We start from the raw sequence: 25,964 nt of genomic DNA, 5'->3' as shown, positions 1-25,964 counted from the left end.
GAGACCTACAGGTCGACGGTCGCGTCTCTGATCGCCGCCGTCTGCTCCCGGTGCCAGTCCACGTCGTCCCACATGCCGCTGAACTGCGGCCCGCAGAAGTTACTCGTCGAGATAGCGGTCCAGCGACCGGTCTCGGCGGCCTTCCGGGTGCCGACGGCACACAGTTCTTTGATCCAGTCCCACTCCAGGCCGGGCCAGTCCTTGAAGTGAATCGTCGCCCAGGACTCCGTCGTCGCGAGGGGGAGTCCCATCCCGCGAGACCACTCTGCGGCGGCCTCGATCTCGGCTTCCAGGGCCGCCTGCCAGCGGTCGGGGTCCTCGCGGTAGCGGTCCCGGCCGACGTCGCGGAGCCACTCGTAGTGGGCCCGGTGGTCGATGTCGTGGTCGAACGACCCCCACGGGTAGTAGTCAGTGGTGTTCATCAGCCAGAGGTGCGTCTCGATAAAGTCCATCCCTTCGGCCGGCTCTCGGCCCCACTCCTTGCCGGGGCCGGCCGTCTCCGAGAGGCAGTACTCCTGGTCCGGGTACGCCTCGCGGACGCCTGCGATGGACTCGGTTATCCACCGGCGGCCGGCGGGCGTGTCGCGGTCGAGGTTGCCGAGGTGGTCGTCGGGGTCGTTGAAGAACGGCGCCCAGACGGAGAGCGGGAACTCGTTGCACAGGTCCACCCAGGCGACGGCGTCGAGCAGGCCGGCGTCGGCGAGGTGGTCGAGCGTGTCCACCCACACCGTTGCCAGGTCCGCCGGCGTCCGGATGCCCCGCCGGGCACCGGTCTCGTCCTCGCGGAACCACGAGGACAGCGCCACCGCCACGTCGCGCTCGGCGCACTTCCCGACGAACTCGGTCAGGGCCGGGCCCACGGTGACTTCGCAGGTGTCCGGTGCGCCCCAGTCGCTGGCCTCGAAGGCGGGCGGCAGCGTCCAGGTCCGGTCGGAATCCCGGGAGACGAGGTGGGGATACGCGTCGATGCGGACCGCGTCGTACCCCCGCTCGACGAGTTCGTCCAGCGCCCGGTCCCAGTCCGCGTACCCGCCGCCCGCGTAGCGGCGTTCGAGCCACGAGAAGTCCCACATCGTGATGGCGTAGGGCGACTCCCGGTCAGTCAGCGACATACCCGCTGGCTACAGGCGGTCCCCACTTAACGATTCAGCAGGTGTGGGAAGGGATCACAGCGAAAGAAAGAGAGGAGGCCCGGCGAGACTCACCAGTCGACGTCCAGCCGGTCGACGACGACCGCCCAGACCCACTCGTCGCCGCCGTAGAAGGCGATCCAGGCGGCGACACCGAATCCCGCGATGGCGGCCAGGAACTCCGCGACGGTGGCCACCAGGCCGGTGCCGCCGAACAGGAGGACGACGGGAACCGTCACCAGCCCGATGCACGCGAAGCCGCCGAGGAACAGCACGGCGAACCGGACGTAGGGGTTCTTCGGGTGCCACTGGTCCCACCGGCTGACGATCATCGCGTACAGCGAGGGAACGAAGAGCAGCACGAACCCGGCGACGCGGCGGACCTCCTCGCCGGGCGTCCGCGTCGAGACCACCGTCCCGGCGACGGCCCCCAGGAGCAACCCCATCCCGATGGCCCACGAGGCCGCCACCCCGCGGTCGACCGTCATCGGCCACCACGCCGCCGGCAGGCGGCCGTCGGTAGCCGTGGCTCCTCACGGAGACTGGGCGGCCCCGACGTCCGTCGGAGCGGAGAGCGGGGCGACCGGGGGAAGTGCATGAATGGACGTTGCCGCCCCGACGACCGTAACGGTTTCGAGGGAGTGATCGACGATGCTGCTGTCGTGACAGTATACGTATCTATCTCAGAAGTGATCACATTTCATACCATTCGTCGCCATTTTCGCGAAGGCCCGGGACGATACGAGCGAAATGGACGAAACGACGCAGTCGGACAGTTCACCGCCGGAGGCGTCGTATCTATCGGCGATCAGATGCTGGATTAGCGCGCCCCGGATTCGATCGCTCCGCCACGGCCGTGCGTCATCACACCGCCGATCCACCGCCGGTAGGCCATCGAATCAGCCTCTGGACGCGAATGCGTCGCTCGACCGGTCGCTCTCGACTGGGAGAGAATGTCAGAATCGAACGATAGCTATCGAAGTTACGAAAACGGCCGTCGTGGACTAGTTGTCCGACGCCAGCCCCTTCGCGAACTGCTCGGCGAAGAGGACGTAGATGATCAGCGTCGGGAGTGCGGCGACGAAGGCGCCGGCCATCCGGAGACCGAAGTCGACGCCGGTGAGGTCGCTCCCCAGGCCGGAGAGGACGAGCGTCACCGTCGCGGCGGGACTGGCCGAACTCCCGATCAGCGTTAGCGAGAACAGGAACTCGTTCCAGATCATCGTGAACTGGTAGATGAACACGACGCCGAACATCGGCTTCGACAGCGGGAGCACGATGCGCCGGTAGATGCTCGTGATCGAGGCCCCGTCGATCTTGGCCGCCTCGATGAGTTCGTCCGAGAGCGCGACGTAGTAGCCGCGGAACAGCAGCATACAGATCGGGATGCCGTAGACGACGTGGGTGACGGTCACCGCGAACAGCCGCGAGTGGCGCTCCGTGAAGAAGGGGAGTCCCCCTAGCACCGGACCCACCAGGCCGTCGACGCCGACCATGTTGATCCAGAAGTCCGACAGCGGGACGAGCACCGCCTGGTACGGGATGAAGATCCCGAACATGAACAGCACCAGGACGGCGAACTGCGTCCGCTTGTGCCAGTCGACGAGCGTCAGCCCGTACGCTGCCGTACTACCCAGGGTGACGCTGGCGATGGTCGCCGGGAACGACATGAGGAGGCTGTTGGTCATCCCGGTCGAGAGGTACTCGATCGCCGTCGTCCACTTCTGGAGCGTGAATCCGTCGGGCCCGGGCGGCAGGAACGGCGTCGTCGCCGTGACGGCACCGGTCGTCTTGAACGCCGTCACCAGCCCGGTCCAGATGGGCGAGATGAAGAACGCCGCGAACGTCATGACCAGCAGGTAGATGGCGATCTTCGAGTAGTCGAGCGCCGGCAGGACGCGAGCGATACTTTCCGCGCGTGAGTTAGTTGCGTTGCTCATGTCAGAGGCTCCCCTGCTTGTACTGGTAGTAGAGGTACGGTGCGATGACGGCGAGCGACATGACGAGCAGGATCGTCGCGATCGCGGCCGAGAACGCCCAGTTCTGGAGCTGGAAGGCCTCGCGCACCATCAGCGTCGCCAGGATGTCCGTCGCCCGCGGGACGCGGTACTGGCCGAACATCGAGTAGAGGAAGGTGAAGGCCTTCAGTGCGAATATCACCAGGATGACGGCCGCGCTCACCGACGACGACTTGAGCTGCGGGATGATGACCCGCCAGTAGGTCTTGAACGTGCTCGCCCCGTCGATACGGGCGGCTTCGAACTGGTCGTCGGGTAGCGACTGCAGCCCCGCCAGGAACACGACCATGGCGTAGCCGCTGAACTGCCAGATCAGCGCGAACACGACGGCCCCGAGCACCAGGTCGGGGTTGCCGATCCAGTTGTACGGCCCCAGCCCGAACAGACCGATCACCGCGTTGACCAGACCGTTGTTGATGTTGTACATCCAGAGCCAGAACTGGGCCGTCACGACGAACGACAGCGCCATCGGCAACAGGTAGATGGTCTGGATCTTCTCCCGGTACCTGATTCCCCGGTCAAGGACGATCGCGAGGAACAGCCCCAGGATCATCGTGATGGTCGTGAAAGCGACCATCAGGACGAAGGTGTTCTTCGTGACGAGGATGACGGAGGGGTCCTGCAGCGCCTGGACGTACATACTGAAGTCCAGGTCGGTGAAGTCCGGCGGCTGGAACCCCTCGTAGTCGGTCAGCGAGATGAGCGTGTTCCAGCCGATGCCACCGTAGACGCCGAGCCCCATGATGCTGAACGGGATAAACCAGTAGGGGAAGCTGCGGACGAAGTCGCTCTTGGAGAAGCGCCGCGCCCGGTCTCGCCAGTCGCCCCGGGTCTCGCCGGCCGCTATCGAACGGGAACCGGTTACCGTGTCTTCTGAGCTTGCCATAAATGAATAGAGTTAGGTGGACGGTTCCGTGCCTATTCGAAGACCGCCATCAGGGCCGAGGCCGCGTCCTGGGAGTTGTACGGACCCATGAAGTTGTCGGCGATGGCTCCCTTGCAGGCGTCGAGCTGCTCGGGCGTGCACGCCAGCCCGTGGGCGAGCGTCGGCGGGAACTGCTCCAGGTTGTTCAGGTCCTCGACGTTGAGGTTGAGGAAGGGGTGGAGCTCGCCGCCGTCGATGTCCGTGCGGAGCGGGATCGAGCCCTTCAGGTTGTTGAAGGCGATCTGCAGTTCGGCGTCGCCGATGAGCTCGGCGAAGGCCTCGGACTTGACCGGGGCGTTGCCGTCCTGCGGGAACATGAACGAGTCGAGGTGCCAGACGTACATGTCGCCGGTGCCGGGGAAGGGGATCCAGCCCCAGTCCTCCTCGAACTCGAAGCCTTCGGCGTTCCGGTACATGCCGGCCGCCCAGTTCCCCATCGTGAAGAAGCCCGCTTCGCCGTTGATGATCATGTCGTTGGCCTCGGGGAAACTGAGCGTCGAGCGGTCCTCGTTGGTGCCCGTCTCGACGAAGTCCTGGGTCTTGTCGAGCGCGTTCACGAGCGCCTGCTCGTCGCCCTCACCGTTCAGCCAGGCCTCGTACGCATCCTGACCCTCGGTGCCGAGCATGATCTGGGCGAAGTACTGGAGCACGGCCCAGGGCGCGACGGTCGTCGTCGTCACCGGCGTGTAGTCGGTCTCGTCGGCGATGGTCTGGCGCGCCTCGACGAACGAGTCCCAGTCGGTGACGTCGTCGGGATTGACGCCCGCCTCCTCGAGGACGCTGACGTTGTAGAACAGGTTGTTCAGCCGGTGGGAACCGAGCGGGACGGCCCGGTACGCGTCGTTCATCTGGCAGGCTTCGAGCGCCTTGGGGTGCATGACGTCTTCCCAGTCGTTCTCCTCGAAGGTCGCGGAGAGGTCGGAGAGCATGCCCCCGTACTGGGTCATGTTCAGGCCCGGCCAGCCGGCGAAGGCGTCCGGCGGGTTGCGGTTCGCGAGCCGGCGAGCGACCGTCGCGTTGAGGTTCTCGTTCGCGTCGCCGCCGATGGGTTCGATCTGGTGTTCCCAGTCGGGGTGTCGCTCCTCCCACATCGAGACGATCTGCTCGGCGGCCGCGGCGCCGTCGCCACCGGTCCAGCCGTGGAGCGCCTCCATCGGGTTGTCCGTCACCGTCGGCGTACTTCCGCCGTCGCCGCCGTCACCGCCGTCGCCGCCACTGCCACCGTCGCCGCCGTCGCCGCCACTGCCACCGTCGCCGCCGTCGCCGCTGCACCCGGCCACCATCGCGCCGATACCGGCGACGCCGGTACCGATCATCTTTCGCCGCGTTACGAAGCTGTCGCCGTCTGAGTCACCGTTCTCAGGCATATGGTAGTGGATCCCTTCCAAACTATTTAATCATTATGGTGCGTCAGTTGGGGTCACTCCGGGAAGCGACGGCGCTCCCGGCGGACGAACGGGCCGGACGGACCGCCAGAACCGACCAGAGCTGGCCGGTGGGGGGAGAGCCGACCAGAACCGGCCGGCGGCAGGAGAGCCGGCCAGAACCGGCCAGCGGCGGGAGAAAGCGGAGCGCTACGTCGTGCCGATCTGCTCGACCTGGTCGAGGTCCTCGACGATCCGGTTCCGGAGTGCGTCGCCGCTGTGCCCGTCGAACAGGTGGAGCGCGTCTTCCGGGAAGCGAACGCCGACCTCCTGGCCCCCGGAGAGGCTGCGCATGCCGCCGACCGTGGCGGTAAAGCGCGTGCCGCCGTCCTGGTCCGCGAAGCGGAGGTGGACCGCGTTCTCGTTACCGTGGGGTTCGACGACGTCGACGACGGCCGGAAGGACGTCGTCGGCCACCGGATCCTCGACGATTTCGATGTTCTCCGGGCGGATGCCGAGCACCAGGTCGTCGTGGCCCTGGACCGCGGCCGCGGCCGCCTCGGAGACGGGGTAGCGGAAGTCCTCGCCGACGAGCACGTCGCCCTCGTTGGTGACGTCGAAGAAGTTCATCGAGGGCTCGCCGATGAAGCCGGCGACGAAGACGTTGGCCGGTTCGTGGTAACACTCCATCGGTGTGCCCACCTGCTGGAGCTCGCCGCCGTCGAGGATGGCGATGCGGTCGGACATCGTCATCGCCTCCGTCTGGTCGTGCGTGACGTAGATGGTCGTCGTGTCCAGGTCCTCCTGAAGCTGCTGGAGCTCGGTGCGCATCTCCGCGCGCAACTTCGCGTCCAGGTTCGCAAGCGGTTCGTCGAGCAGGAACACCTTCGGGTCGCGGACGATGGCCCGCCCCAGCGCGACGCGCTGTTGCTGGCCCCCGGAGAGCTCACCGGGCTTGCGGTCGAGCAGGTCGGTGATGCCGAGGATGTCGGCGGCCTCGTCGACCCGGTCGGTGATCTCCGCGTCGGAGAGGTCCGTCGACTCCTCGAGCCCGAACGCCATGTTCCCCCGGACGGTCATGTGGGGGTACAGGGCGTAGGACTGGAACACCATCGCGATGTCCCGCTCCTGGGGCGTCTTGTCGTTGATCACCTCGTCGCCGAGCGTGATCGTGCCCGACGAAGGGGATTCGAGACCGGCCACCATCCGGAGCGTCGTCGACTTCCCACAGCCCGACGGACCCACGAGCACCAGGAATTCCCCGTCCTGGATGTCCAGGTCGAGTTCGTCGACCGCGACGATCTGGTCGCCGTCGTCGTCGAAGGTTTTGGTCGCAGCCGCCAGTGAGACGTTCGCCATGGACAATCATACTCACATTTGGCCATATATGCTTTTCCATATCTGTAACGATCTTCGCAGTACGTTGGCGGGACGCGTGGGGTCAGCGCTCCGGCTCTGGCGAGTCGCCATTCGTCCGGAGCCCGTCCTCACCGCGGTCAGCCCCGGCGTCCGCGTCGACCTCGAAGGTGTCGAGGACGTCACCGAGCGCCCGCGCGTTGCGCGTCAGCTCCTGGGCCCGGCCGGAGACCTCGTTGAGTTCTGCCGCCTGTTCCTCAGCCGCGCCCGCGACGAGTTCGGACTCGGCCAGCGTCTTCTGGCTGGTCGTCGCCACCCCGTGGACCTGCTGGACGATCTCGTTGAACTGCGTCAGGGGCTCCTCGAAGTCGACCTCGTCGTGGTCGTCCGCGTAGTCGACGAGCGCGTCGACCACCTCGTCGATCTCCTCGGCGACGGCCTCGAGCCGCTCCTTCTGGTCGTAGGCGTCGTCGGAGATGGCCTGGACCGAGTCGGCGACGTGCTCGCTGGTCACGCGGACGCTGTCGGAGCTCGTCTGGAGCACTTCCCCGGCCTCCTCGACCTCCTCGGCGAAACGCTTGACTTCGGCGGTGGTCGCCTCCAGCTCCTCGACCATCGCGTTGAACTCGGTCGCGATGCGGTCCATCGCCTCGTTCTCGCCGTCGGTCTCCAGGCGGCGCGTGAGGTCGCCGGCCGCGCACTCGCGCATCGTCTCGGAGTACTCGGCGGCCTTGTTCTGGAGGTAGGCGTTCATCTGGACCGCCTCGGCACGGGAGACCTCCGCCTCCTCGCGGGCCTGCTCGGCCTCCTCGATCTGCCGCTTGAGCGACGCGCGCATGTCGTCGAACGCGCCGTACAGCTCCCCGATGCTGTCGATGCGCGGCGAGTGGACGTCGACGTCGAGGTCGCCCGCCTGGAGCTGTTCGGCCAGATGACGCAGGCGGTTGATCGACCGGGTCGTGCTCAGGCCGATAGCCGCGCCGATCAGGACGATGAACGTCATCCCCGCGACCGTCGCCAGCCGGCCGTACAGGGAGATGGCCTCGACGAACGCGAAGGCCTCGCTCGTCGGCTGGTGGACCACGACCGTCCAGTCCAGGTCCGTGTTCTGGACGGTCACGGGCGCGAACCCGACGGTGTACTCCTCGTCGAGCACCTCGGGATGGGGCCCGAACCGGGCGATGACGCCGGCGGACTCGCCCGACCCCTGGAGCGCCGCAGCGCGTCTGAGCGGCTCCTGGGCCGCCTCGCTGCCGTATGGCCGGAGGATCTCCGAGGACCCGGAGGCGACCTGGACCGTCCCCTCGTCGTCGACGACCTGCGTGAACCGCGAGGAGCGTCCCTGTTCGAGCGAGCGCGCGAGGCGATTGACGTCGTACTCGATGACGAGGAACCGGTTCGGGGCGTTCTGGATGGGGCTGATGAAGGCGATCACCGGTCCGTTCCCGACGTCGTGGACGTCGGTGACGCGCACGTCTGCGACCCCCATCTCGGTCAGCGAGACGTTGGCGATCCAGTGTCGCGACGTCTGGGAGACGTCCACGTCGTAGGGGAACTGGGGGCTGGCGACGATGCGCGTGCCCGCCTCGGACCGGTTGATGACGTACGTCGAGCGAGCGCCGTAGAGGTTCCCGCCGGTCGTCGCGAGTTCCCGCCGGATGTCGTAGCGGGCGCTCGGATCCGTCCGGGAGAGGACGGCGTTCTTCGAGGCGAGTTTGACGGAGACGGAGTTCCGCTGGACCCACTTCTCGACGGCGTTTGCCTGCTGGGTCGCCAGGTCCTCGTACTCCTGTTCGACGTTGTTCTCCACTTCCGAGGAGAGCATCCCCGTGGCCGTGGCACCGATGACGCCCACGGTGATACCCATGATCAAGAGGATCAGCGCGAACTTCAGCGTGTACCGCCGCCTGACGACGTCCGGGACGACGGCGCGGACGACCGACGAGAAGCCGTCGTCCCTGCTTACTTCAGACCGGGGCTGATCTGCCATGGTTCGGGTGCTTGCACTGCATGCTCGCCGCGAGAAGGTAACAGTTTCCCCCTGCCCACGGGCGACGTCGGCGGCATCCGGTGCGAGGTGGAGCGATAATCGGCGTGAGAGCGGACGCGGAGCGGGGTGCGGGCGTTCGCCACTAGCGAACGATCGGTGCACCCGTCCGTCGATTCGGCCGCGTAGCCGGGTGTTCTCCCCGATTTGGCGAACGGTAACCTGTGAGCGGGTCGGTCCGGCTGGGGGCGGGTCCTGCCATCAAACTGACTGAAGTCGGCGCCTGGAATGCCGCGAGCCATCTGGTCGGCCGGGCGTTCGCTGACGGCGAACGATTAATGTGGCGCCGCGTCGAACGGGTCCGTATGACAGAGGACGACGCGCGGCTGGTCAACGCGGCGGCGACGTGTTTCGAGGTGCTCGAAGCCGTTCGCGAACTCGACGGTGCAGGGGTCAGCGCGATCGCTCGCCACCTCGGCCGGTCGAAGAGCGGTGTGTTCAAGCACGTCAAGACGCTGGCGGCAGGTGGCTACCTCGTCCAGCAGGGCCACGAGTACCACGTCGGCCTCGGGACCTGGGCGCTCGGGACCGACACGCTCGAACGATTCCCTACGGAGAACGGGGAGAATGCCGTCGACAGCCTGGCGGCCTCCGTCGACCGGACGGTCGCCCTGGTCCTGTACGAGGCGGAGACGGCGGTCGTTACCTACGTGAACAACGCGGCGTCCACGGAGGGGGTCGGCCCCGCCAGAGGAGACACGCAACCGCTCCACGCGACGGCCGCCGGCAAGGTCATCCTGGCGTACGCAGGCGAAACGGTCCGGGAACGGGTTCTAGAGGGCGACCTCACCTCGTCCACCGGCGAGCAGGTCACCGATCCGGACGCGTTACGGGCCGAGCTCGAGGCGGTCCGGCAGCGCAGAACCGCCGTAGACCGCGAGGAGTACGTCGAGGGCGTCGAGTGCGTCGCCGCTCCCATCGTCCGATCGCCCGGCGATCCCGTAGGCGCCATCGTGATCTCGGGGACGACCGACGACCTCGACGGCACTCCCATCGAGGAGGGAACCCAGGGACTCCTCGTCAGCGCGTCCCGCTCCGTCGAGAACGCCATGGGCCGGGAGGCGGCGGCTGGCGTTCGCGACTAGCGAACACCCCCGGCCGCCTTCGGGTGAGAACCCCACGCATTCGCCCCAGATCGTTCGCGGCTGGCGAACGATCCGGCGGGGGCGCCGAACGCCCTTTCCACCTCGACCGAGCCGGCTGGGAAAAGGGCATCTAATAACAATAGTAATCCTGTTATTCACCACCAGCTCCTCGGACGACCTGCCGCGACCGGGCCCGCCGACGCTCCGTCGGTGGTTCCTCCGCTCGACGTGGCGGGCCGGTACTGGACCAGAGCCCGCTGGCACCTAACGGCAGATATGCCAGATTCGAAGTATACAATTGGAAGTGTTATTTTCAATATCTTGTGATTGAACAATTTTAGAAGGATATCGGCCCAATAATATACTAAATTCCAGAAAAATGGAGATGTTTGTAGCAATTTCCCCAGGAAAGTCCAGATTACAAGAGATAATTGGAAAGTGAATCAGCCCCTAATCGGATCTCAGAAGGTGTCTCGATCCGCCTGTCATCTTTCGATTGTCAGGCGAATATGAGCACCCACGTAGTTTCATATTTCATATACTACTTGGTTTTTGTAATAATTCCTGGTTCGAGTGCAGTCGGTGGACCGCCGAACGTCGACCCTTACCCGACGGCAGGCACACCGCACAGACGGGTCCTCGGCCGGCCAGCGGATAGTCCAGAAATATAATTATTGTCGGTAATACTTACGCGCGCCGATCCGATCGAGTGGTGGAGGGACGACAGTGACAGAACACACGCGACGGCGGTTCGTACAGCTTGCGGGAGCGACCACGGTCGGAATCGCGGGGACGTCTGCGACGGCCCTGGCCCAAAGTGACGGCGGGGGAGAGTGGACGGCGGCCGAATCGCCCACGGACAAACCGCTCAACGACGTCGTCGATACGACCGAGGGGCCCTTCGCGATCGGCGGCGGCGGCGACGTCGTCGGCCGGTTCGACGACGGCTGGCAGAAGGTCGTCGAGTACGGGCCACAGGCCCGGAGCCGGCCGCTCACTGGCGTCGACGTGACCGACGACGGGAACGCCATCTGGTTCGTCGGCGGCAGCGGCGTCATCGGCGAGTACAACGTCGCCACGAAGACGCTGACGAACTACTCGGCGCCGAAGGGCAAGACCAGCACCTGGGAGGATTGCGCGGTGCGCGGAACGGCGGGCGAGAACGAGCGACTCTACTTCGTCAACGGGTCGGGGGAGTTGCTCGTCGGCGACCGGCAGGACAGCGGCGCCGTAAAGTACCAGAAGGTGATCAAGCCGGGCGGCGGATCGACCATCCCCGGCATCGACTTCCACTCGCGCTCGAACGGACACGTCTGTTCGACGAGCCAGTACGTCGCGCGGTCGACGGACGGCGGCGAGTCCTGGAACCAGATCGGTATCGAGTTCTCGGGAACCAGCTTCTTCGACGTCGCCAGCGTCGGGCAAGGGGACGTCAACGTGGCCGCCGGCAACGGCATCGTCTACCGGTACGACGGCCACCGGTGGACGCCCCACGTCGTCGACGACGGGCGCCAGAGCATCCGCGCGGTGGACCGGACGCCCGACGCGGGCGTCGCCGCCGGTGACGGCGGGAAGGTGTACGACCGGATCTCGACCGGCCAGTGGGAGCGGTTCCAGACCCCGGTGAAGACGAAGCTCCGCGGCGTCGCCTACGGGACCAGCGGCGTCGACGTGGCCGTCGGCAACAACGGCGAAATCGTCGAACGAGTCCGGGACGGGACCGGCGGCGACACCACCACCGAGACGGAGACGGCGACCGCCACGGAGTCGCCGACCGCGAGCGGAACCGCCACGGCGTCGCCGACCGCGAACGGAACCGCCACCGCGTCGCCGAACGGGACCGAAACCGCGACGGCGACCGAGACAGCCACGGCGACGAGTACGCCGGCGGACGGGGCGAGCGAGACGGACGGAACTACCAGCGGTGGTACGAACGCCACGATAGCGCCGGCCGACCGCATCGCGACGCTCCCCATCGCGCCGCAGGTAGTGGAGAACTACCGGGAAGGGATCTGGGTCTGAGCGGACGGCCGCCGGCCACTGACCCCGAGTCTGCACCGGCGAGATCTCGGACCGGGAACGGTCCGCAGGGCCCGACAGCGGCGGGCCATCGACAGACGAAGGCTTAACTGCGCGGGCCAAGTAGTTCCGGCCATCTATGCAACACGTGAAGATTCCGCAGGACCGGATCGGTGCGGTCATCGGTGAAGGGGGTGAGACCATGCGCGAGATCGAGGAGCGCGCCGAGGTCCGCCTCGACATCGACTCCGAGACCGGCGCGGTGAAGGTCGAGACCGTCGGCGACCCGGTCACGGCGCTGAAGGGACCGGACATCGTGAAGGCCATCGGCCGCGGGTTCGCCCCCGAGGACGCCTTTCGCCTGCTCGACGACGAAGTGATGCTGTTCGACATCATCGACATCGACGCCGCCTCCCGCAACCGGAACGACTTCACCCGCCAGAAGGGCCGCCTCATCGGCGAGGGCGGGCGAACCAGGGAACTCATGGAGGACCTCTCCGGCGCCTCTGTCGTCATCTACGGGTCGACGCTGGGCATCATCGGCGGGCCCGAGCAGGTCGACACCGTCCGCGAGGCCGCCGAGATGCTCCTGGAGGGCGCACCGCACGGTTCGGTGTACTCCTTCCTCGAACGCCGCCACAACGAGATGAAGAAACAGGGACTGAACTACCACCAGTTCACTGGGTAATACAGACCAGTCAGCCCGGCGCTGTCACTGGACGGAACAGGATACGGTTGCGTCTCCGTTCTCGAAACGCCGACAGAACAAATCGAACACCCCGGCTCGCGAAGACGGCCGTCTCACGGTGGTGAGGTCCCGCCAGCGGGGGGTCGGGGCCCGCCAGCGGGAGACGGGGTGGGGCATCGGTGGCGTCAGTCGTCGGCGGGTGCGCGTCGGTCGGTCGCACCGTCGAGGCCGAGTTCCGCTTCGACGGCGACCAGACGCTCTTCGCGGGCCTCTCTTTCGGCCTCGAGCTCCTCGATACGGTCGCGCTGGTGCTCGATCGTCTCGGCCTGCTCTTCGAGGCGCTCGGCGAGGCCCCGGATGGCTGCGAAGGCGACGCCGTCGGCGTCGACGGTGCTGATCTGGCCCTCGTCGTCGCCCAGGCCGAAGGCCTCGGCGAACTCCTCGGCCATCGGTCCCATGTGGCGGACGTCCTCCCCCTCGGCGTCGTAGTTCCAGGTGGAGATCTCGAGGTCGGAGACGCGATCGAGGACGTCCACCGGGTCGACGGGGTCGACGTTCGACTTCAGCGCCCGCGAGGACGCGGAGCTCCACGACCCAGACCCCGACGAGAGCTCCACGCCGGTGGTCGCGGCTGCGTTCGTAAAAAAGAACACGCCGCCGGCGGCGGACACGGCGAACTCGTTCGCGTTCAGCGAGCTGAGTCCGCCACTGGAGGTGTCAGACCAGACGAACGACCCCTCGTGGTCCGCGGAGGCGTTCGTCCCCGCGGCGAAGGCGTTCGGCGCCGTGGCACTGCTCCCATCTCCGCCCGCGACGGTCGCGTGGGCGCCGGCGGCCAGGTTGCCCTGCCCACCGCCGACGGTGGCGTGGTCGCCACTGGCTTCGTTGTTGTCGCCACCGGCGACCGTCGCGCTGTTTCCGCCCGCGACGTTGCCGACCCCACCGGCGATCACCGACTGGCTACTCGTGACGCTGTTGCCCTCGCCACCGCCGATGGTACTCGCGGAGGCGGTGACCTCGTTCGGGCTGGCACTCGTTCCGCCACCGGCAATGGTGGCAGCGCTCACCCCGGAGCCGACGCCGTTGCTCGCGTGGCCCGCGACGAGGTTGCCGGCCGCACCGCTCGAGGACGGCGCCGAGTACCGGTACTGTTCGAGTTTCGGGATCCAGTTCGAGCCGTCGCCCACGTAGACGCGACCCGTGTCGGTCGCGAGCAACTTCGCGCCCGCTTTCGGCGTGTAATCGGACTTGTTCCCGTCGGTGTCGCGGATCTCGATGTCCGTGTCGAACTCTCGAAAATTGTCGTTCAGCGGCTGGTGCCAGTTCGCGTCGCCCTTGTTCGGGACGTTGTAGTCGTGGTTGTCAGATTGTGGCATAGTGATCACTCCTCAGGGGAAGACGCCCCCGTAGCCGTACTCGCCGTACGCCTGGTTGCCGTAGTCCCCCGGGGTCTCGGTGGCAGTGGCGGTCGACGTGGCCGTCGCAGTGTCGGTCGGCGTCGCCGTCCCAGTGTCGGTTGGTGTCCCCGTCGCAGCGGCAGTTGACGTCTCCGTCGCGGTTTCGGTGCCGTTCCCGTCTCCGAGTGAACCGCCACCCGTCTCCGTCGGGGATCCACCGTAGCCGAAGGGCGTCCCCGTTTGGTCGGGGTTCCCGGCCGGGCCGTCGCCGCCGTCCGTGCCGCCGCTCAGGAGAGCGTAACAGCCTGCTGTTGCGATGCCAAGCGCCGGGACCCCGAGCAGTAGCTTGCGCCTGTCGAACTCGACGTCCGAGAGGGGTGTCTCAGCGAGCGTGCCCACTCGCTCGCGGTCCGTTTCTGGTTCGGTCGTCTCGGAATCGTCCTCTTCCATGCGTTTGTGTCCCACAGAGCAGTGTGCTGGTGCGATCGCAGCCAGGCCGGGCGGCGCGGATGGTGAGCCGCCAGGGCCCTGCCCCGCCCACCCGCGGTAACGACTGCCTGGTCCCGCACCGCTGAGCACTGCGTCCGCCCGAGGTACAGATGGGGGGTATAAAATTGTAGCCGCTACACACGTAGCGCGGCCCGAAATCCGTCAGCAGACACTCATAAACGTTCGAATGCGAGGAACTGGCGGACGAACCGGACGATGGCCGGCTCGCCACGGCTGGCCGCCTTCGCGATCGCGTCGCGTCACGAACTGCTGGACCGCGAGCGGTGTTCTCCCCCACCGGAGAATCGGCGGGTTCGACCAGAACCGCGACACACGAACAGGGGGCACGTGGCGATCCGCTATCTATCGCAGCGAGTCACGCCACGCTGTCGACTCTCGCAACCGCCCCCGCCGGCGCCGAGACCAGACCGACCGGGCGGTGTGCCAGAAACTCGTCGACACCGTCCTTACCAGGACGGCCTGCATCGCCGACGTCGCCACCTGGCGGAAGACGTCGACCGTTGGCTCGTCGATCTCGACCACGGCTCGCGTTCTCAGGACGGGTCCTGGTGTTTGATCCGCTCGGCGACGGTGCTGGGCACCGGCGTCAGGCAGTCCTTGCACTTCCACGTCGGGTAGACCCCGGACTGCTCGCGGACCATGTCCTGGCGGTAGCGAAGCGTCGCCCCGCACGTGCACGTGTGCGTCGAGGTCACGTCCGGTGGTTCGACCGCCACGCTCGTAACGGTCACCCTGCGGGGGTGTCGATTCCGGGGACGGTAACAGTGCCACGGGGAAGTTCAGGCCATTATTGCCGATAGTTAGCAGGCTCCTAAGCGGTGCCCGGCCTGATTTCGGCTAGAACAGTCATCAATTTAAAGTCCGGGCGGGGTGAGTGGTCGGTCGACATGGGGAGACAGCGTGGGGGCCACTCGAGCGACAGCGGGCGCAGGCGACCGGACGACGGGTTCCGGACCGGCGACGACGAAAGCCCGGGTCGCGCCACAGACGACACAGCCGCCGAATCGCGACGGACTCACGAGCAGAGCGGCCAGCGCTCGCACGGGACCGACGGGGGCGTCATTCTGGATCAGCTCGACCAGGTCGAGGACCAGCTCCTCGGGTTCGGCCGGGCGCTCGGTGGCGACCCCGACGATCTGGGCGACCTGCCATTCACCGAGGAGGCCGGGCTCGACGGGATGCCCGAGCCGCTGTACGTCCGCCACGACCGCGGGCTGCTCAACCAGGTGACGAGCTGGCTCCTCCAGGACCAGCACATCGGCCTGGTCAGCCCGTACGGCACGGGCAAGACGGCGTTCCGGGAGATCCTGCGGCGCGACCTGGGGGAACGCGACGATTTCGTCGTCGCCTATATCGAGAACCCCGCCGAGACGACGCCGCGGGGACTGTACGAGCGAATCCTCCGGACGGCCTTCGACGTCGGCTACGAGATAGATACCTCCGACTACTGGCAGGTGAACGACGGCATCCCGTGGGCGACCGACGAGACGAAACAGGCCGTCGAGGAGGTCACCGACGCCATCCGGGCGGACGGGAAGACCATCCTGCTGGTCGTCGACGAACTGGAGGACCTGCCCGAATCGCTGCTTCCGGCCATCCAGGTCGCGGGCGACGCCGGCGTTCGGCTGTTCCTGAGCGGGACGCCAACCGGCAAGGAGCGGCTGTCCGACGTCCGCGCGACGCTCGACTCCCGCGTGCGGTTCTACGACGGCATCGAGCCGTTCGGGCCGGCGGAAGTCACCGAGTACGTCGAGCGGTCGCTGGCGTACTTCCGCGGCGAGCCCTACGAGGGCCAGTCCCAGGAACTGTTCACGCAGGCGGCCATCGAGGACGTCTACGAGCGAACGGACGGGAACCCCCGGGAGGTCCGCCTGGAGTGTCGGGAGCTGTTCACCCGGGCCGGCTTCGTCTGGTTCCGGAGCGGCCAGGACATCGACCGGATCCGGGTGACGCCCGAACTCCGCCACCGGCAGTTCGCGATGGGGTAATTTCCGACCGCCCGTACTTAAACCAGCCATTTGCCAACCGTTAGCACACCCGGAAACCGCCGCGAGCGTCGCGGACGACTCGGCCGGCACCACCACCTTTATATAGAATCACATTCAATCAATCAGTGACTATGAGCCAGCGACAGATGGGTAATCAGCCCATGCTCGTACTGTCCGAGGAGTCCTCGCGGACCTCGGGCAAAGACGCACAGTCGATGAACATCACGGCCGCCCAGGCCGTCGCCGAGGCCGTCCGGACCACGCTCGGTCCGAAGGGGATGGACAAGATGCTCGTCGACGACGCGGGCGGCGTCGTCGTCACCAACGACGGTGTCACCATCCTCGACGAGATGGACATCGAGCACCCGGCCGCCAACATGATCGTCGAAGTCGCCCAGACCCAGGAGGACGAGGTCGGCGACGGCACGACGACGGCGGTCGTCATCGCGGGCGAACTCCTCTCGAAGGCCGAGGACCTGCTCGATCAGGACATCCACGCCACCATCCTGGCCCAGGGGTACCGCCAGGCCGCCGAGAAGGCCAAGGAGATCCTCGAAGAGCAGGCAATCGAGGTCACACCGGAAGACACCGAACAGCTCGAGAAGGTCGCCGCCACCGCCATGACCGGCAAGGGCGCCGAGTCCTCGAAGGACGTCCTCTCGGAGCTCGTCGTGCGCGCCGTCCAGTCCGTCGCTGACGACGGCGTCGTCGACACGGACAACATCCAGGTCGAGACCGTCGTCGGCGGTTCCACCGACGAGTCCGAGCTCGTCGAGGGCGTCATCATCGACAAGGAGCGCGTCCACGACAACATGCCCTACGCCGTCGAGGACGCTGACGTCGCGCTCCTCGACACCGCCATCGAAGTGCCCGAGACGGAGCTCGACACCGAGGTCAACGTCACTGACCCCGACCAGCTCCAGCAGTTCCTCGACCAGGAAGAGGCCCAGCTCAAGGAGATGGTCGAGAACCTCACCGACGCCGGCGCCGACGTCGTCATCGCCCAGAAGGGCATCGACGACATGGCCCAGCACTACCTGGCCCAGGAGGGCATCCTGGCCGTCCGCCGCGCCAAGAAGTCCGACATCAAGGCGCTCTCCCGGTCCACGGGCGCCCGCGTCGTCTCCAACATCGACGACGTCACCGAGGACGACCTCGGCTTCGCCGGCTCCGTCGCCCAGAAGGACGTCGGCGGCGACGAGCGCATCTTCGTCGAGGACGTCGAAGACGCCCGTGCCGTCACGCTCATCCTCCGCGGCGGCACCGAACACGTCGTCGACGAGGTCGAACGCGCCATCGACGACTCGCTCGGCGTCGTCGCCGCCACGCTGGAGGACGGCAAGGTCCTCCCCGGCGGCGGTGCCCCCGAGACCGAACTCGCCCTCGGCCTGCGCGACCACGCCGACTCCGTCGGCGGCCGCGAGCAGCTGGCCATCGAAGCGTTCGCCGACGCCATCGACGTCGTCCCGCGCACGCTCGCCGAGAACGCCGGGCTCGACCCCATCGACTCGCTGGTCGACCTGCGCAGCAAGCACGACGGCGGCGACACCGCCGCCGGCCTCGACGCCTACACCGGCGACGTCGTCGACATGAACGACGACGGCGTCGTCGAGCCGCTCCGAGTGAAGACCCAGGCAGTCGAGAGCGCGACGGAGGCCGCCGTGATGATCCTCCGCATCGACGACGTCATCGCGGCCGGCGACCTGAAGGGCGGCGGCTCCGACGACGACGAGGACGACGCCCCCGGCGGCCCCGGCGGCGCGCCCGGCGGAATGGGCGGCGGCATGGGCGGCATGGGCGGCGGCATGGGCGGCATGATGTAAGCGAGGTCTGAGCGAAGCGAAGACCTCGGAAAGTCGAACGGGGAGCGAACGCGACCCGTGAGACGAGGCCAGGCCCGAACGCAGTGAGCCACGTCGGCCACAGGCCACCTCACACCCACTCCGTCACCGACGCCCGGCTGAATCGACGTTCGACCGATTTCCTTTCGTTTTCGACTGGTGAGCGACGGCGCTAGCGTGATCCGAACCGCTGCTGAAACCGCTTCGCTGGTCGGACCATCGCCAGCCGTTGCACCATCCGCAATCACTATTCACCGACAGCGTCCTGTTCCGGACGAGAGATGTCCCTGCTCGACGCGGTGAGGGAGGCGCTATCGGGCCTGTTCACGCGGTCACCACACCAGCGGATGTCCCGGGCGCTGGTCAAGACGCTGTGCTACCGGGTCCTGATGGTCGTCATCACGGTGCTCGTCGCGTTCGTCGTCACGGGGAACACGGGCGAGGCGCTGAGCATCGGGTTCGTTGCGAACGTCGTCAAGACGGGGACCTACTACGGGTACGAGCGGCTCTGGGACCGGATCGCCTGGGGCGTGTGAGATCGCCCTACTTCTCGGCGCAGTCGTCCGGCGGGAACCGAACGACGGAGAGCCAGAACTCCTGGAACGATCGGACGGTCTCGATGAACTCGGCCGGGTCGACCGGCTTGGTCAGGTAGGCGTTGGCCTGTAGCTCGTAGGACCTGACGACGTCTTCCTGGGCGTCAGAGCTCGTCAGGACGACGACGGGGAGACGCTCCAGGTCGGGGTCGTCGCGAATCGCCGCGAGTACCTCGTCGCCGTTCTTCCGCGGGAGGTTCAGGTCCAGGAGGACGACGTCGGGCCGGGGCGCGTCGGCGTTGTCGCCGCGCTGGTAGAGGAAGTCCAGCGCGGCGACGCCGTCTTTCACCACGTGGAGTTCGTTGTGTATCTTCCCCTCTTCGAAGGCCTCCTGCGTGAGACGAACGTCGCCTGGGTTGTCCTCGACGAGCAGGATGTCTGCCGGACCGCTCGCCGTGCGTCCGTCACTCATCGCGTTCACCTGCTGCCGGGAGGGTGAACGTGAACGTCGCCCCCTCGCCGGGTTCGGAGGCGACCCAGATGTCGCCACCGTGGCGTTCGACGATGCGTTCACACAGCGCCAGGCCGATGCCCGTCCCCGAGTAGTCGTCGGGGGCGTGGAGGCGCTGGAACACCTCGAAGACCCGCCCGCTGTCCTCCGGGTCGATGCCGATGCCGTCGTCGCTCACCGAGACGCGCCACTCGTCGCCCGCCGGCTCGGCGTCGACGTCGATACGCGGGCGGTCGTCGCCGCTGTACTCGACAGCGTTGTCCAGCAGGTTCTGGAACAGCTGGCGCAACTGGCCGTCGTCACCCTCGACGGTCGGCAGGTCGGCGACGGTTATCTCGGCGTCGCTCTCCTCGAGGGTCACCTGGAGGTCCGCGCGGACGTCGGCGAGTACCTCCTCGAGATTCACTGGCTCGAAGGAGCCGCCGCCGGTGTCGACCCGGGAGTACTGGAGCAGCCCCTCGATCATGTCGCGCATCCGGTCGGCGCCGTCGACGGCGTAGTCGATGAACTCCCGCCCGTCGTCGTCGAGTTCGTCGGCGTAGCGCTGTTCGATCAGCCGGAGGTAGCTCGACACCATCCGCAACGGCTCCTGGAGGTCGTGGGAGGCCGCGTAGGCGAACTGTTCGAGGCGCTCGTTGGACGCCTCCAGCCGGTCGACGAGTTCTTCGAGGCGCTGCTCGCGCTCGACCTGTTCGGTGACGTCCTGGGCGAAGCTCAGTCCAGCGAATATCTCGCCGTCGGCGTCGCGAAGCGGCGTCGCCCACACCTGCCAGTGTCGGCCGGCGAGTTCCGTCTCCGTGGTGTGGGTCTCGCCGCCCTCGACGGCCGCCCGGAACAGCGGGACGAGGTCGGCGACGGTCTCCCCGGAGAACAGCTCCGGGACCCGGGTACCCTCCAGCCGGTCGGCGCTCGGAAGCGAATCGCCAAGGACCGCGCCCTCGGCCAGCGTGAACCGGAGGTCCTCGTCGAAGACGCCGACGGCGCCGTTCGGGAAGTGCTCGGCCAGCGTCCGGTAGCGCCGTTCGCTCTCCTCGATGCGCCGGCGCTGTTCCTTGCGCTCGGTGATGTCGCGGACGACGCCGACGCGTTTCGCCGGGCCGTCCTCGGCCGGTATCGTCGCGAAGGTCCCCTCGGCGGGGACCTCGTCGCCGTCGGCAGTCTGGATGGTCGCCTCCATCGTCGGGTTCGTCGCCTCGGTGTCGGCCGCCGACCGAATCACCTCGGACTGGTCGATGGTGGCCTCGTCGACGACGAGCGAGGCGTGGGCGCCGACGAGTTCCTCGCGGTCGTACCCCGTCAGCTCCGCGTAGGCCTCGTTGACCATCGTGAAGTAACCGTCCGCGTCTTTGACGTAGATACCGTCGTTGATGGTCTCGACGATGGTCTCGTACTTCCGGAGTTCGCGCTCGCGTCGCTTCCGTTCGGTGATGTCGACGAGGTAGCCCAGGTAGCGGACGATCTCGCCGGTCTCGTCCCGGACGACCTTCGTCGTGTCGGTCACCCACCGGACGTCGCCGTCGCTGGTCCGGATCCGGTAGGGTTCGTGGCTGAACTGCTCGGTCTCCCCGGCCGCGGCGTCCCCCACCTCCGCGGCGATTCGGTCGCGTTCCTCCTCGAGGAGCAGGTCGGTGTAGGGGACCTCGCCCGATTCGAGTTCCTCGGGGGTGTAGCCGAAGACCGCTGCCACGTTGTCGGAGACGCGCTCGACCGGCCACCCCGGCTCGTTCTTCCACTGGAAGACGACGACGGGCCCCTGGGCGAACATGTCGCGCTCCTGTTCGAGTCGGCGGAGCGCCCGCTTTCGCTCCGTGACGTCCCGGACGACGCCGATCCGGCGCATCTCGCCGTCGACGTCCGTCAACAGCGCGAAGGTGGCTTCGGCCGTGACACGGTCGCCGTCCGCGGTCTCGAGGTCCGCCTCGATCACTGGACCCTCCATCTCGCCGTCGACCATCGCCGCCTCCGTCTGCTGGGCGAGCGCATCCACGTCGTCGTCGACGACCAGCGAGACGTGTTCGCCGACGAGTTCCTCGCGGTCGTAACCCAGCATCTCCGCGTACGCACGGTTGACCGTCGTGAATCGACCGTTCTGGTCGACGACGTAGACGCCGTCACTGACCGTCTCGACGATGGTCTCGTAGCCCTCCAGACCGTGTTGCCGGTCGGCGTCCCCCCGGTTCTCGCCGGCCGCCTGCTCCGGTCGCCCGTCGTCGGCCGACTGGCGGGCGACGCAGACGGTCGCCGCGGCGTCGGCGTCGTCGGTTCCCCCCGTCCCGGCGACCCGGACGGTACAGCCGACCGTCGTGCCGTCGGCGCGCTGCACGCTGCATCGGATCGGGTCGCTGCCGTCGCCACCGTCGGTGCTGGTCGCCCCGCCGCGGTCGACCACGTCTGCGATGGCGGCCCCGTCCTCGCCGAACAGCGCGGCGACGCCCTCGCCACGGAGTTCCGCACGGTCGTAGCCACTCAGCTCCACGAGCGCGTCGTTGACGGCGGCGATCCGCCCCTCGCCGTCGAGCCGAAACACCCCCTCGCCGAGTGAATTCAACAGGGACCGGTAGCGTCGACGGGCCTCGCCGTCGTCCGCGTCGCCCCAGAACGCGGCGTCGGAACGGTCGGCCGGTTCGCTCATACACCGTGTAGAGAGCCCCGGTTCTGATAAACGTCGTGTCCGCTGACACCCGACAGCGGTGGCCGTCGTCGTTTCGCCGGATGTCTCGAAAACAGGGGAAGGAGTCCCCTCAGGGGGCGCCGGTCAGCACGAACTGGCTCTCCGCATCGACGCTAGTTATCTTCCGGGTGGCCTCCGGCGGGATGCGGAGCGCGTCGCCGGCCGCCATCTCGACGTCCTCGCCGTCGACCGTCACGGTCGCTTCGCCCTCGACCAGCACGTACACCTCCTCCTGGCCGTCCTCGGCGTGGTCGTGTTCCAGTCCGGTGTAGCCGGGTTCGCACTCCAGGACGGAGACGCCGAGGTTCTCGGCGTCCAGTGGGTCGCGCAGGAAGTACAGTCCGTCCGACACCGGTTCCACGTCGTCGTAGGTGACCTTGGTGTGGGTCATACGAGCGCGTTCACGCGCCGGGGATAAAGGCGTAGAGCCCGCGGATCGCTTCGCCGCTGAACCGGGCCGGTCGGGTGGCGGCCGAGGACGGTCGGGAATCCCTGTCACACTGATCGCACTGATCGGTATATATCACAAATACCCAGGGTGAAATAACCCGGCTTCGAGGGACCCGGTATGTCACAGTCGCGCGAGTCGACGGCGGCCGGCCCCGGCGAATCGGTGTACCGAGAGTACGTTCGGGACGTCCGGATAGTGGAGTACACCACCGGAGAGACCAGTCCGGGGGCCGAATCCGACGAGACGCGCTACCGGTTCGAAGCGCCGCTGCACACCGAAGTCACCTTCGAGGACCCCGACCTGGCCGGTCTCTACGCCGACGTCTACTTCGACGTCAACGGGTTCCGCGAGGAGGGGACCGGCGACGTCGGCGTGCCGCCCGAGGTGGTCCAGGCCGGCAAGGACACGCTGGCGGCCTACCTGCTCACCCAGCCCCACACGACGAAAGAGTGGGTCGCGTCGTTCTACGGGACGACGCACCCCAAGATCGACCGGTACGTCAGGTGGGTCAGCGACCGCGCCGAGGAGATCCGGGCGACGGCCCGCGAACGAGGCGTCGAGTAGCAGGCCAGCAGGCCCGACCGCTATTTTCGGCTGCCTCGCCGACCGTCATTTTCGACTGCCGCATCGACCATCCGTGAGCGCCGCCAGCGGAGACACCGCCGCTCAGAATCACCCACGGGCCCGGCCGATACCGTCGCCGTACGTACCGCTCAATACTCCATCCTATCGGACGCTACTCGACATAATTGTAAGAGAGATATTATAAACGATATTTTACGTGCCAGGTGGCCCTCAGCCTGCATGGTGGAATTTACCAGGCGGCAATTGCTCGCATCGTCGGTGACGACGGCGGCGGTCGGACCCGGAGCCATCGGGACGGTCGCGGGAGCGACCGAGGTCGACGACGAAACCCCGACCACGCCCGCAGTCACCGGCAGCATCAAGCGGTTCTCGACGACGGCGGCCGGCGCGGAGGTCACCGGCCCGTTCGTCTTCGACACCGGCGAACTCCTCTACAGCCTGCAACACCCCAGCGGCGACAACCCGGAACCGTACCACAGGGGCGCTGTCGGCGTCGTCGAGGGGTTCTCGTTCGAGTTCGACGGCGACAACGACGACTTCGAGGAACTGCCGGCGCCGGTGTCGGCGGACGAGCGCACCGCGGTCCAGGCGGCCGCCGGCCAGTACGAGATCCTCGCCCAGAACGGCGACCCGATCAACGGCGGGACCGAGCTGTGGGGACACCCCCAGACGCCGGACGGCACGCCTCTCTCCGAGTTCGGCGGCGGCTTCGGGAACAACCCCGACATGAACCAGTTCGTCTCGACGAACGAGGACGGGACCGAGGGGTACCTGTTCACGAACAACGAGACGACGCCCGGCGCCATCACCCGGACGCCGATCCGCCGCACCGAGGACGGAAGCTGGGAGGCCGACCTCGAGAACGCCGACGAGATGGAGAACTACGACTCGTTCCGGGAACTGGGCGGGACGAAGATCAACTGTTACGGCGACCTGAGCCCGTGGGAGACGCCGCTCTCGGCCGAGGAGGAGTACGACCACCCGCGCGTCGGTGGCCTCCACACGGTCAGCGACATCGTCGAGGCCGACAGCGGCGTCGGCATGCGTGGCGGCTGCGAGTTCTGGAACCGTCCCAACCTCGACACCCTCCCGGACGACCTCGACGCCATCTTCGGCGACGATAGCTGGTACCCGATGGGACTCAGTTCGACCCAGAGCATGGAGGAGCTGGCCCGGTACCTCGGCGCCGACGTCCCGGACCGGACGAACGCAGACGAGACGTACACCCCCATCGACGGACCGTTCCCGAACCGCTACCGCTACGGGAAGATCGTCGAAATCGCCGACCCGACCGCCGACGAGCCGACCCCGGTCAAACACCACGCGTGGGGCCGCGCCGCCTGGGAGTGCCCCGAAGTGCTGGCCGACGAGCAGACGGTCTACCTCGCCTCCGACGGCGGCGCCAAGGGCGTCTACAAGTTCGTCGCCGAGCAGCCGATGTCCGAGTACGACGACCCGATGGCCATCACCGGCACGCTGTACGCGATCAAGGCCACCGAGGTCGGTGAAGGACCGGTCACCGAGACGGACCTCGACGTCGAGTGGCTGGAGCTCGGTACCGCAAGCAACGCCGAGGTCGAATCCTGGATCGCCGAGTACGACGGCGTCACCCAGGTCGACTACCTGGAAACCCACGCCGAGACCGACTGGCAGGAGGACCTCGAAGCAGCGCTGCAGGAGGCCGACGAGGAAGTCGCCGTCAACGGCAACCAGGACTACATCAGCGACGAGGAGGTCGTCCGGTGGGCCGAACAGTACGAGGCCGACGGCCCCGACGGCGTCGACGAGGAACTCCGCCGCGTCCCGTTCCTCGAGACCCGCGCGGCCGCCAAGGAGATCGGCGCCTCCATCGAGTTCAACAAGGCCGAGGGGATCGAGTCCCACGACGAGGCCGAGCCCGGCGACTTCGTCTACTTCGGCATCTCCTCGCTGGGCGGTTACATGACCGACGACGCGGGCGAACTCCGCTTCGACGAGGTCGACAGCGGCGTCGTCTACCGCGCCCGGCTGGAGGAAGACTACGACGTCTCCCGGCTCGAACCGGCCGTCGTCGGCCCGAACGACAGCGACCCCCAGTCCGTCAAGGACGTCTCGCTCGTCAACGTCGACAACCTGCTGGTGATGGACGACGGCCGCGTCCTCCTCTGCGAGGACAAGGGCGGGTTCGGCCGCTCGTACCCCAACGACACGCTGTGGGTGTACGAGCCGCCGACGGCGATCACGGCTACCTCGCTCGCCGTCGCACAGGGCGAGTCCGGCACCGTCGAGATCACCGCGGACCGACTACCGGAGGGGCTCTCCGGCGGCGAACTGACGGTCGAACTCAGTAACCCCGAGGTCGCCACCATCACCGACGCGAGCTACGGCGACGCGTTCTCGCTGACCGTGCCGGCCACCGTCGCGGACGACGGGTCGAGCGCCAGCTTCCGGTTCAGTGACGTCGAGGAGGCCGTCCAGGACGACGCGACGGACGTCACCCTGGCGACGCTCGAAGTCGAGGGGCAGTCCGGCGGCACCACCGACGTCGTCCCCGGGGTCCCCGCGCTCGACGACGACGACGGCGACGCGGTCACCGTCGACGCCCGCCGCGGCGTGGTCGTCACCGGCCCGCCGAAGCTCGGTGGCGGCCCGGGCGCCGGCGGCCGGGCACCGACCGACCCCGACGGCGACGGCGAGTTCGAGGATCTCAACGGCAACGGCCGCATCGACTACGACGACGTCAGCCTGCTGTTCGAACACCTCGAGGACGACGCCGTGCAGCTCAACGTCGACGCCTACGACTTCAACGAGAACGGCGAGATCGACTACGACGACGTCGTCGAACTCTACCGCGAGACCTGAC

Annotated in this window: 21 protein-coding genes; 8 read left to right on the top strand and 13 right to left on the bottom strand. The window is 67.3% G+C overall.

All coding sequences use genetic code 11. The features are described from left to right. Positions 1 to 5: 5 nt before the first annotated feature. The 7 genes from AC5FRV_RS06605 to AC5FRV_RS06575 form a co-directional block, all read right to left on the bottom strand. On the bottom strand, positions 6 to 1,112 hold the full coding sequence (locus AC5FRV_RS06605; protein WP_493560311.1) for a cellulase-like family protein: 1,107 nt from the start codon (positions 1,110 to 1,112) through the stop codon (positions 6 to 8). A gap of 89 nt (positions 1,113 to 1,201) precedes the next feature. Next, positions 1,202 to 1,618 (bottom strand): hypothetical protein, encoded by a 417-nt coding sequence (locus AC5FRV_RS06600; protein ID WP_493560310.1) that lies wholly within the window; start codon positions 1,616 to 1,618, stop codon positions 1,202 to 1,204. Positions 1,619 to 2,134: 516 nt separating this feature from the next. Continuing rightward, positions 2,135 to 3,070, bottom strand: coding sequence for a carbohydrate ABC transporter permease (locus AC5FRV_RS06595; protein ID WP_493560309.1), 936 nt, complete (start codon positions 3,068 to 3,070; stop codon positions 2,135 to 2,137). Position 3,071: 1 nt separating this feature from the next. Further along, on the bottom strand, positions 3,072 to 4,034 hold the full coding sequence (locus tag AC5FRV_RS06590) for a carbohydrate ABC transporter permease (RefSeq protein WP_493560308.1): 963 nt from the start codon (positions 4,032 to 4,034) through the stop codon (positions 3,072 to 3,074). A gap of 32 nt (positions 4,035 to 4,066) precedes the next feature. Next, entirely contained in the window at positions 4,067 to 5,440 is a 1,374-nt protein-coding gene (locus AC5FRV_RS06585) for an ABC transporter substrate-binding protein (RefSeq protein WP_493560307.1), read from the bottom strand. Positions 5,441 to 5,647: 207 nt separating this feature from the next. Next, the gene (locus AC5FRV_RS06580; RefSeq protein ID WP_493560306.1) at positions 5,648 to 6,796 is read right to left on the bottom strand and encodes an ABC transporter ATP-binding protein; all 1,149 of its coding nucleotides are present in this window, start codon (positions 6,794 to 6,796) and stop codon (positions 5,648 to 5,650) included. An 82-nt stretch (positions 6,797 to 6,878) separates the two neighbouring features. Further along, the gene (locus AC5FRV_RS06575) at positions 6,879 to 8,783 is read right to left on the bottom strand and encodes a HAMP domain-containing protein (RefSeq protein ID WP_493560305.1); all 1,905 of its coding nucleotides are present in this window, start codon (positions 8,781 to 8,783) and stop codon (positions 6,879 to 6,881) included. Positions 8,784 to 9,145: 362 nt separating this feature from the next. Here AC5FRV_RS06575 and AC5FRV_RS06570 point away from each other — a divergent pair, with 362 nt between their 5' ends. The 3 genes from AC5FRV_RS06570 (at position 9,146) to AC5FRV_RS06560 (ending at position 12,632) form a co-directional block, all read left to right on the top strand. Further along, positions 9,146 to 9,925: an IclR family transcriptional regulator gene (locus tag AC5FRV_RS06570; protein WP_493560304.1), complete on the top strand. Its 780-nt coding sequence runs from the start codon at positions 9,146 to 9,148 to the stop codon at positions 9,923 to 9,925. A gap of 726 nt (positions 9,926 to 10,651) precedes the next feature. After that, complete coding sequence (locus AC5FRV_RS06565) at positions 10,652 to 11,947, top strand: sialidase family protein (RefSeq protein WP_493560303.1); 1,296 nt, start codon at positions 10,652 to 10,654, stop codon at positions 11,945 to 11,947. A 136-nt stretch (positions 11,948 to 12,083) separates the two neighbouring features. Next, a complete protein-coding gene (locus tag AC5FRV_RS06560) occupies positions 12,084 to 12,632 on the top strand; it encodes a KH domain-containing protein (RefSeq protein WP_493560302.1) in 549 nt (182 codons plus the stop codon). 185 nt (positions 12,633 to 12,817) lie between these two features. Here AC5FRV_RS06560 and AC5FRV_RS06555 read toward each other — a convergent pair whose 3' ends face one another. The 3 genes from AC5FRV_RS06555 to AC5FRV_RS06545 all read right to left on the bottom strand — a co-directional run bounded on the left by AC5FRV_RS06555 (position 12,818) and on the right by AC5FRV_RS06545 (position 15,234). Continuing rightward, complete coding sequence (locus tag AC5FRV_RS06555) at positions 12,818 to 14,008, bottom strand: tail fiber domain-containing protein (RefSeq protein ID WP_493560301.1); 1,191 nt, start codon at positions 14,006 to 14,008, stop codon at positions 12,818 to 12,820. 12 nt (positions 14,009 to 14,020) lie between these two features. Then, on the bottom strand, positions 14,021 to 14,479 hold the full coding sequence (locus tag AC5FRV_RS06550) for a hypothetical protein (RefSeq protein WP_493560300.1): 459 nt from the start codon (positions 14,477 to 14,479) through the stop codon (positions 14,021 to 14,023). Between the two features lie 593 nt (positions 14,480 to 15,072). After that, complete coding sequence (locus AC5FRV_RS06545; protein ID WP_493560299.1) at positions 15,073 to 15,234, bottom strand: hypothetical protein; 162 nt, start codon at positions 15,232 to 15,234, stop codon at positions 15,073 to 15,075. 192 nt (positions 15,235 to 15,426) lie between these two features. On the opposite strand from AC5FRV_RS06545, the gene AC5FRV_RS06540 reads away from it, so the two are divergent. From AC5FRV_RS06540 to AC5FRV_RS06530, 3 genes are all read left to right on the top strand, one after another. After that, positions 15,427 to 16,527: an AAA family ATPase gene (locus AC5FRV_RS06540; protein WP_493560298.1), complete on the top strand. Its 1,101-nt coding sequence runs from the start codon at positions 15,427 to 15,429 to the stop codon at positions 16,525 to 16,527. Positions 16,528 to 16,673: 146 nt separating this feature from the next. Then, positions 16,674 to 18,350 (top strand): thermosome subunit alpha, encoded by a 1,677-nt coding sequence (gene thsA / locus AC5FRV_RS06535; protein WP_493560868.1) that lies wholly within the window; start codon positions 16,674 to 16,676, stop codon positions 18,348 to 18,350. Positions 18,351 to 18,649: 299 nt separating this feature from the next. Then, entirely contained in the window at positions 18,650 to 18,904 is a 255-nt protein-coding gene (locus AC5FRV_RS06530; RefSeq protein WP_493560297.1) for a DUF2061 domain-containing protein, read from the top strand. 7 nt (positions 18,905 to 18,911) lie between these two features. On the opposite strand, the gene AC5FRV_RS06525 is transcribed toward AC5FRV_RS06530, so the two are convergent. The 3 genes from AC5FRV_RS06525 to AC5FRV_RS06515 form a co-directional block, all read right to left on the bottom strand. Further along, positions 18,912 to 19,376: a response regulator gene (locus tag AC5FRV_RS06525; RefSeq protein ID WP_493560296.1), complete on the bottom strand. Its 465-nt coding sequence runs from the start codon at positions 19,374 to 19,376 to the stop codon at positions 18,912 to 18,914. Further along, positions 19,369 to 22,047: a PAS domain S-box protein gene (locus AC5FRV_RS06520; protein ID WP_493560295.1), complete on the bottom strand. Its 2,679-nt coding sequence runs from the start codon at positions 22,045 to 22,047 to the stop codon at positions 19,369 to 19,371. Before AC5FRV_RS06520 ends, AC5FRV_RS06525 begins: the two co-directional genes overlap by 8 nt. A 109-nt stretch (positions 22,048 to 22,156) precedes the next feature. Beyond that, positions 22,157 to 22,477 carry a cupin domain-containing protein gene (locus AC5FRV_RS06515; protein ID WP_493560294.1) on the bottom strand — a complete coding sequence of 107 codons (321 nt, stop codon included), beginning with the start codon at positions 22,475 to 22,477 and terminating at the stop codon, positions 22,157 to 22,159. A gap of 177 nt (positions 22,478 to 22,654) precedes the next feature. Between AC5FRV_RS06515 and AC5FRV_RS06510 the strand changes: the two genes are divergently transcribed. Together AC5FRV_RS06510 and AC5FRV_RS06505 are read left to right on the top strand one after the other, a co-directional pair. Further along, complete coding sequence (locus tag AC5FRV_RS06510) at positions 22,655 to 23,101, top strand: hypothetical protein (protein WP_493560293.1); 447 nt, start codon at positions 22,655 to 22,657, stop codon at positions 23,099 to 23,101. A gap of 240 nt (positions 23,102 to 23,341) precedes the next feature. Next, complete coding sequence (locus AC5FRV_RS06505) at positions 23,342 to 25,963, top strand: alkaline phosphatase PhoX (RefSeq protein ID WP_493560292.1); 2,622 nt, start codon at positions 23,342 to 23,344, stop codon at positions 25,961 to 25,963. Position 25,964 lies beyond the last annotated feature (1 nt).

The sequence above is a fragment of the Halomicrobium sp. HArcel3 genome (assembly GCF_058933135.1).
Note: the sequence above shows the minus strand (reverse complement) of the source record. Positions and strands in the feature narration are given on the sequence as shown.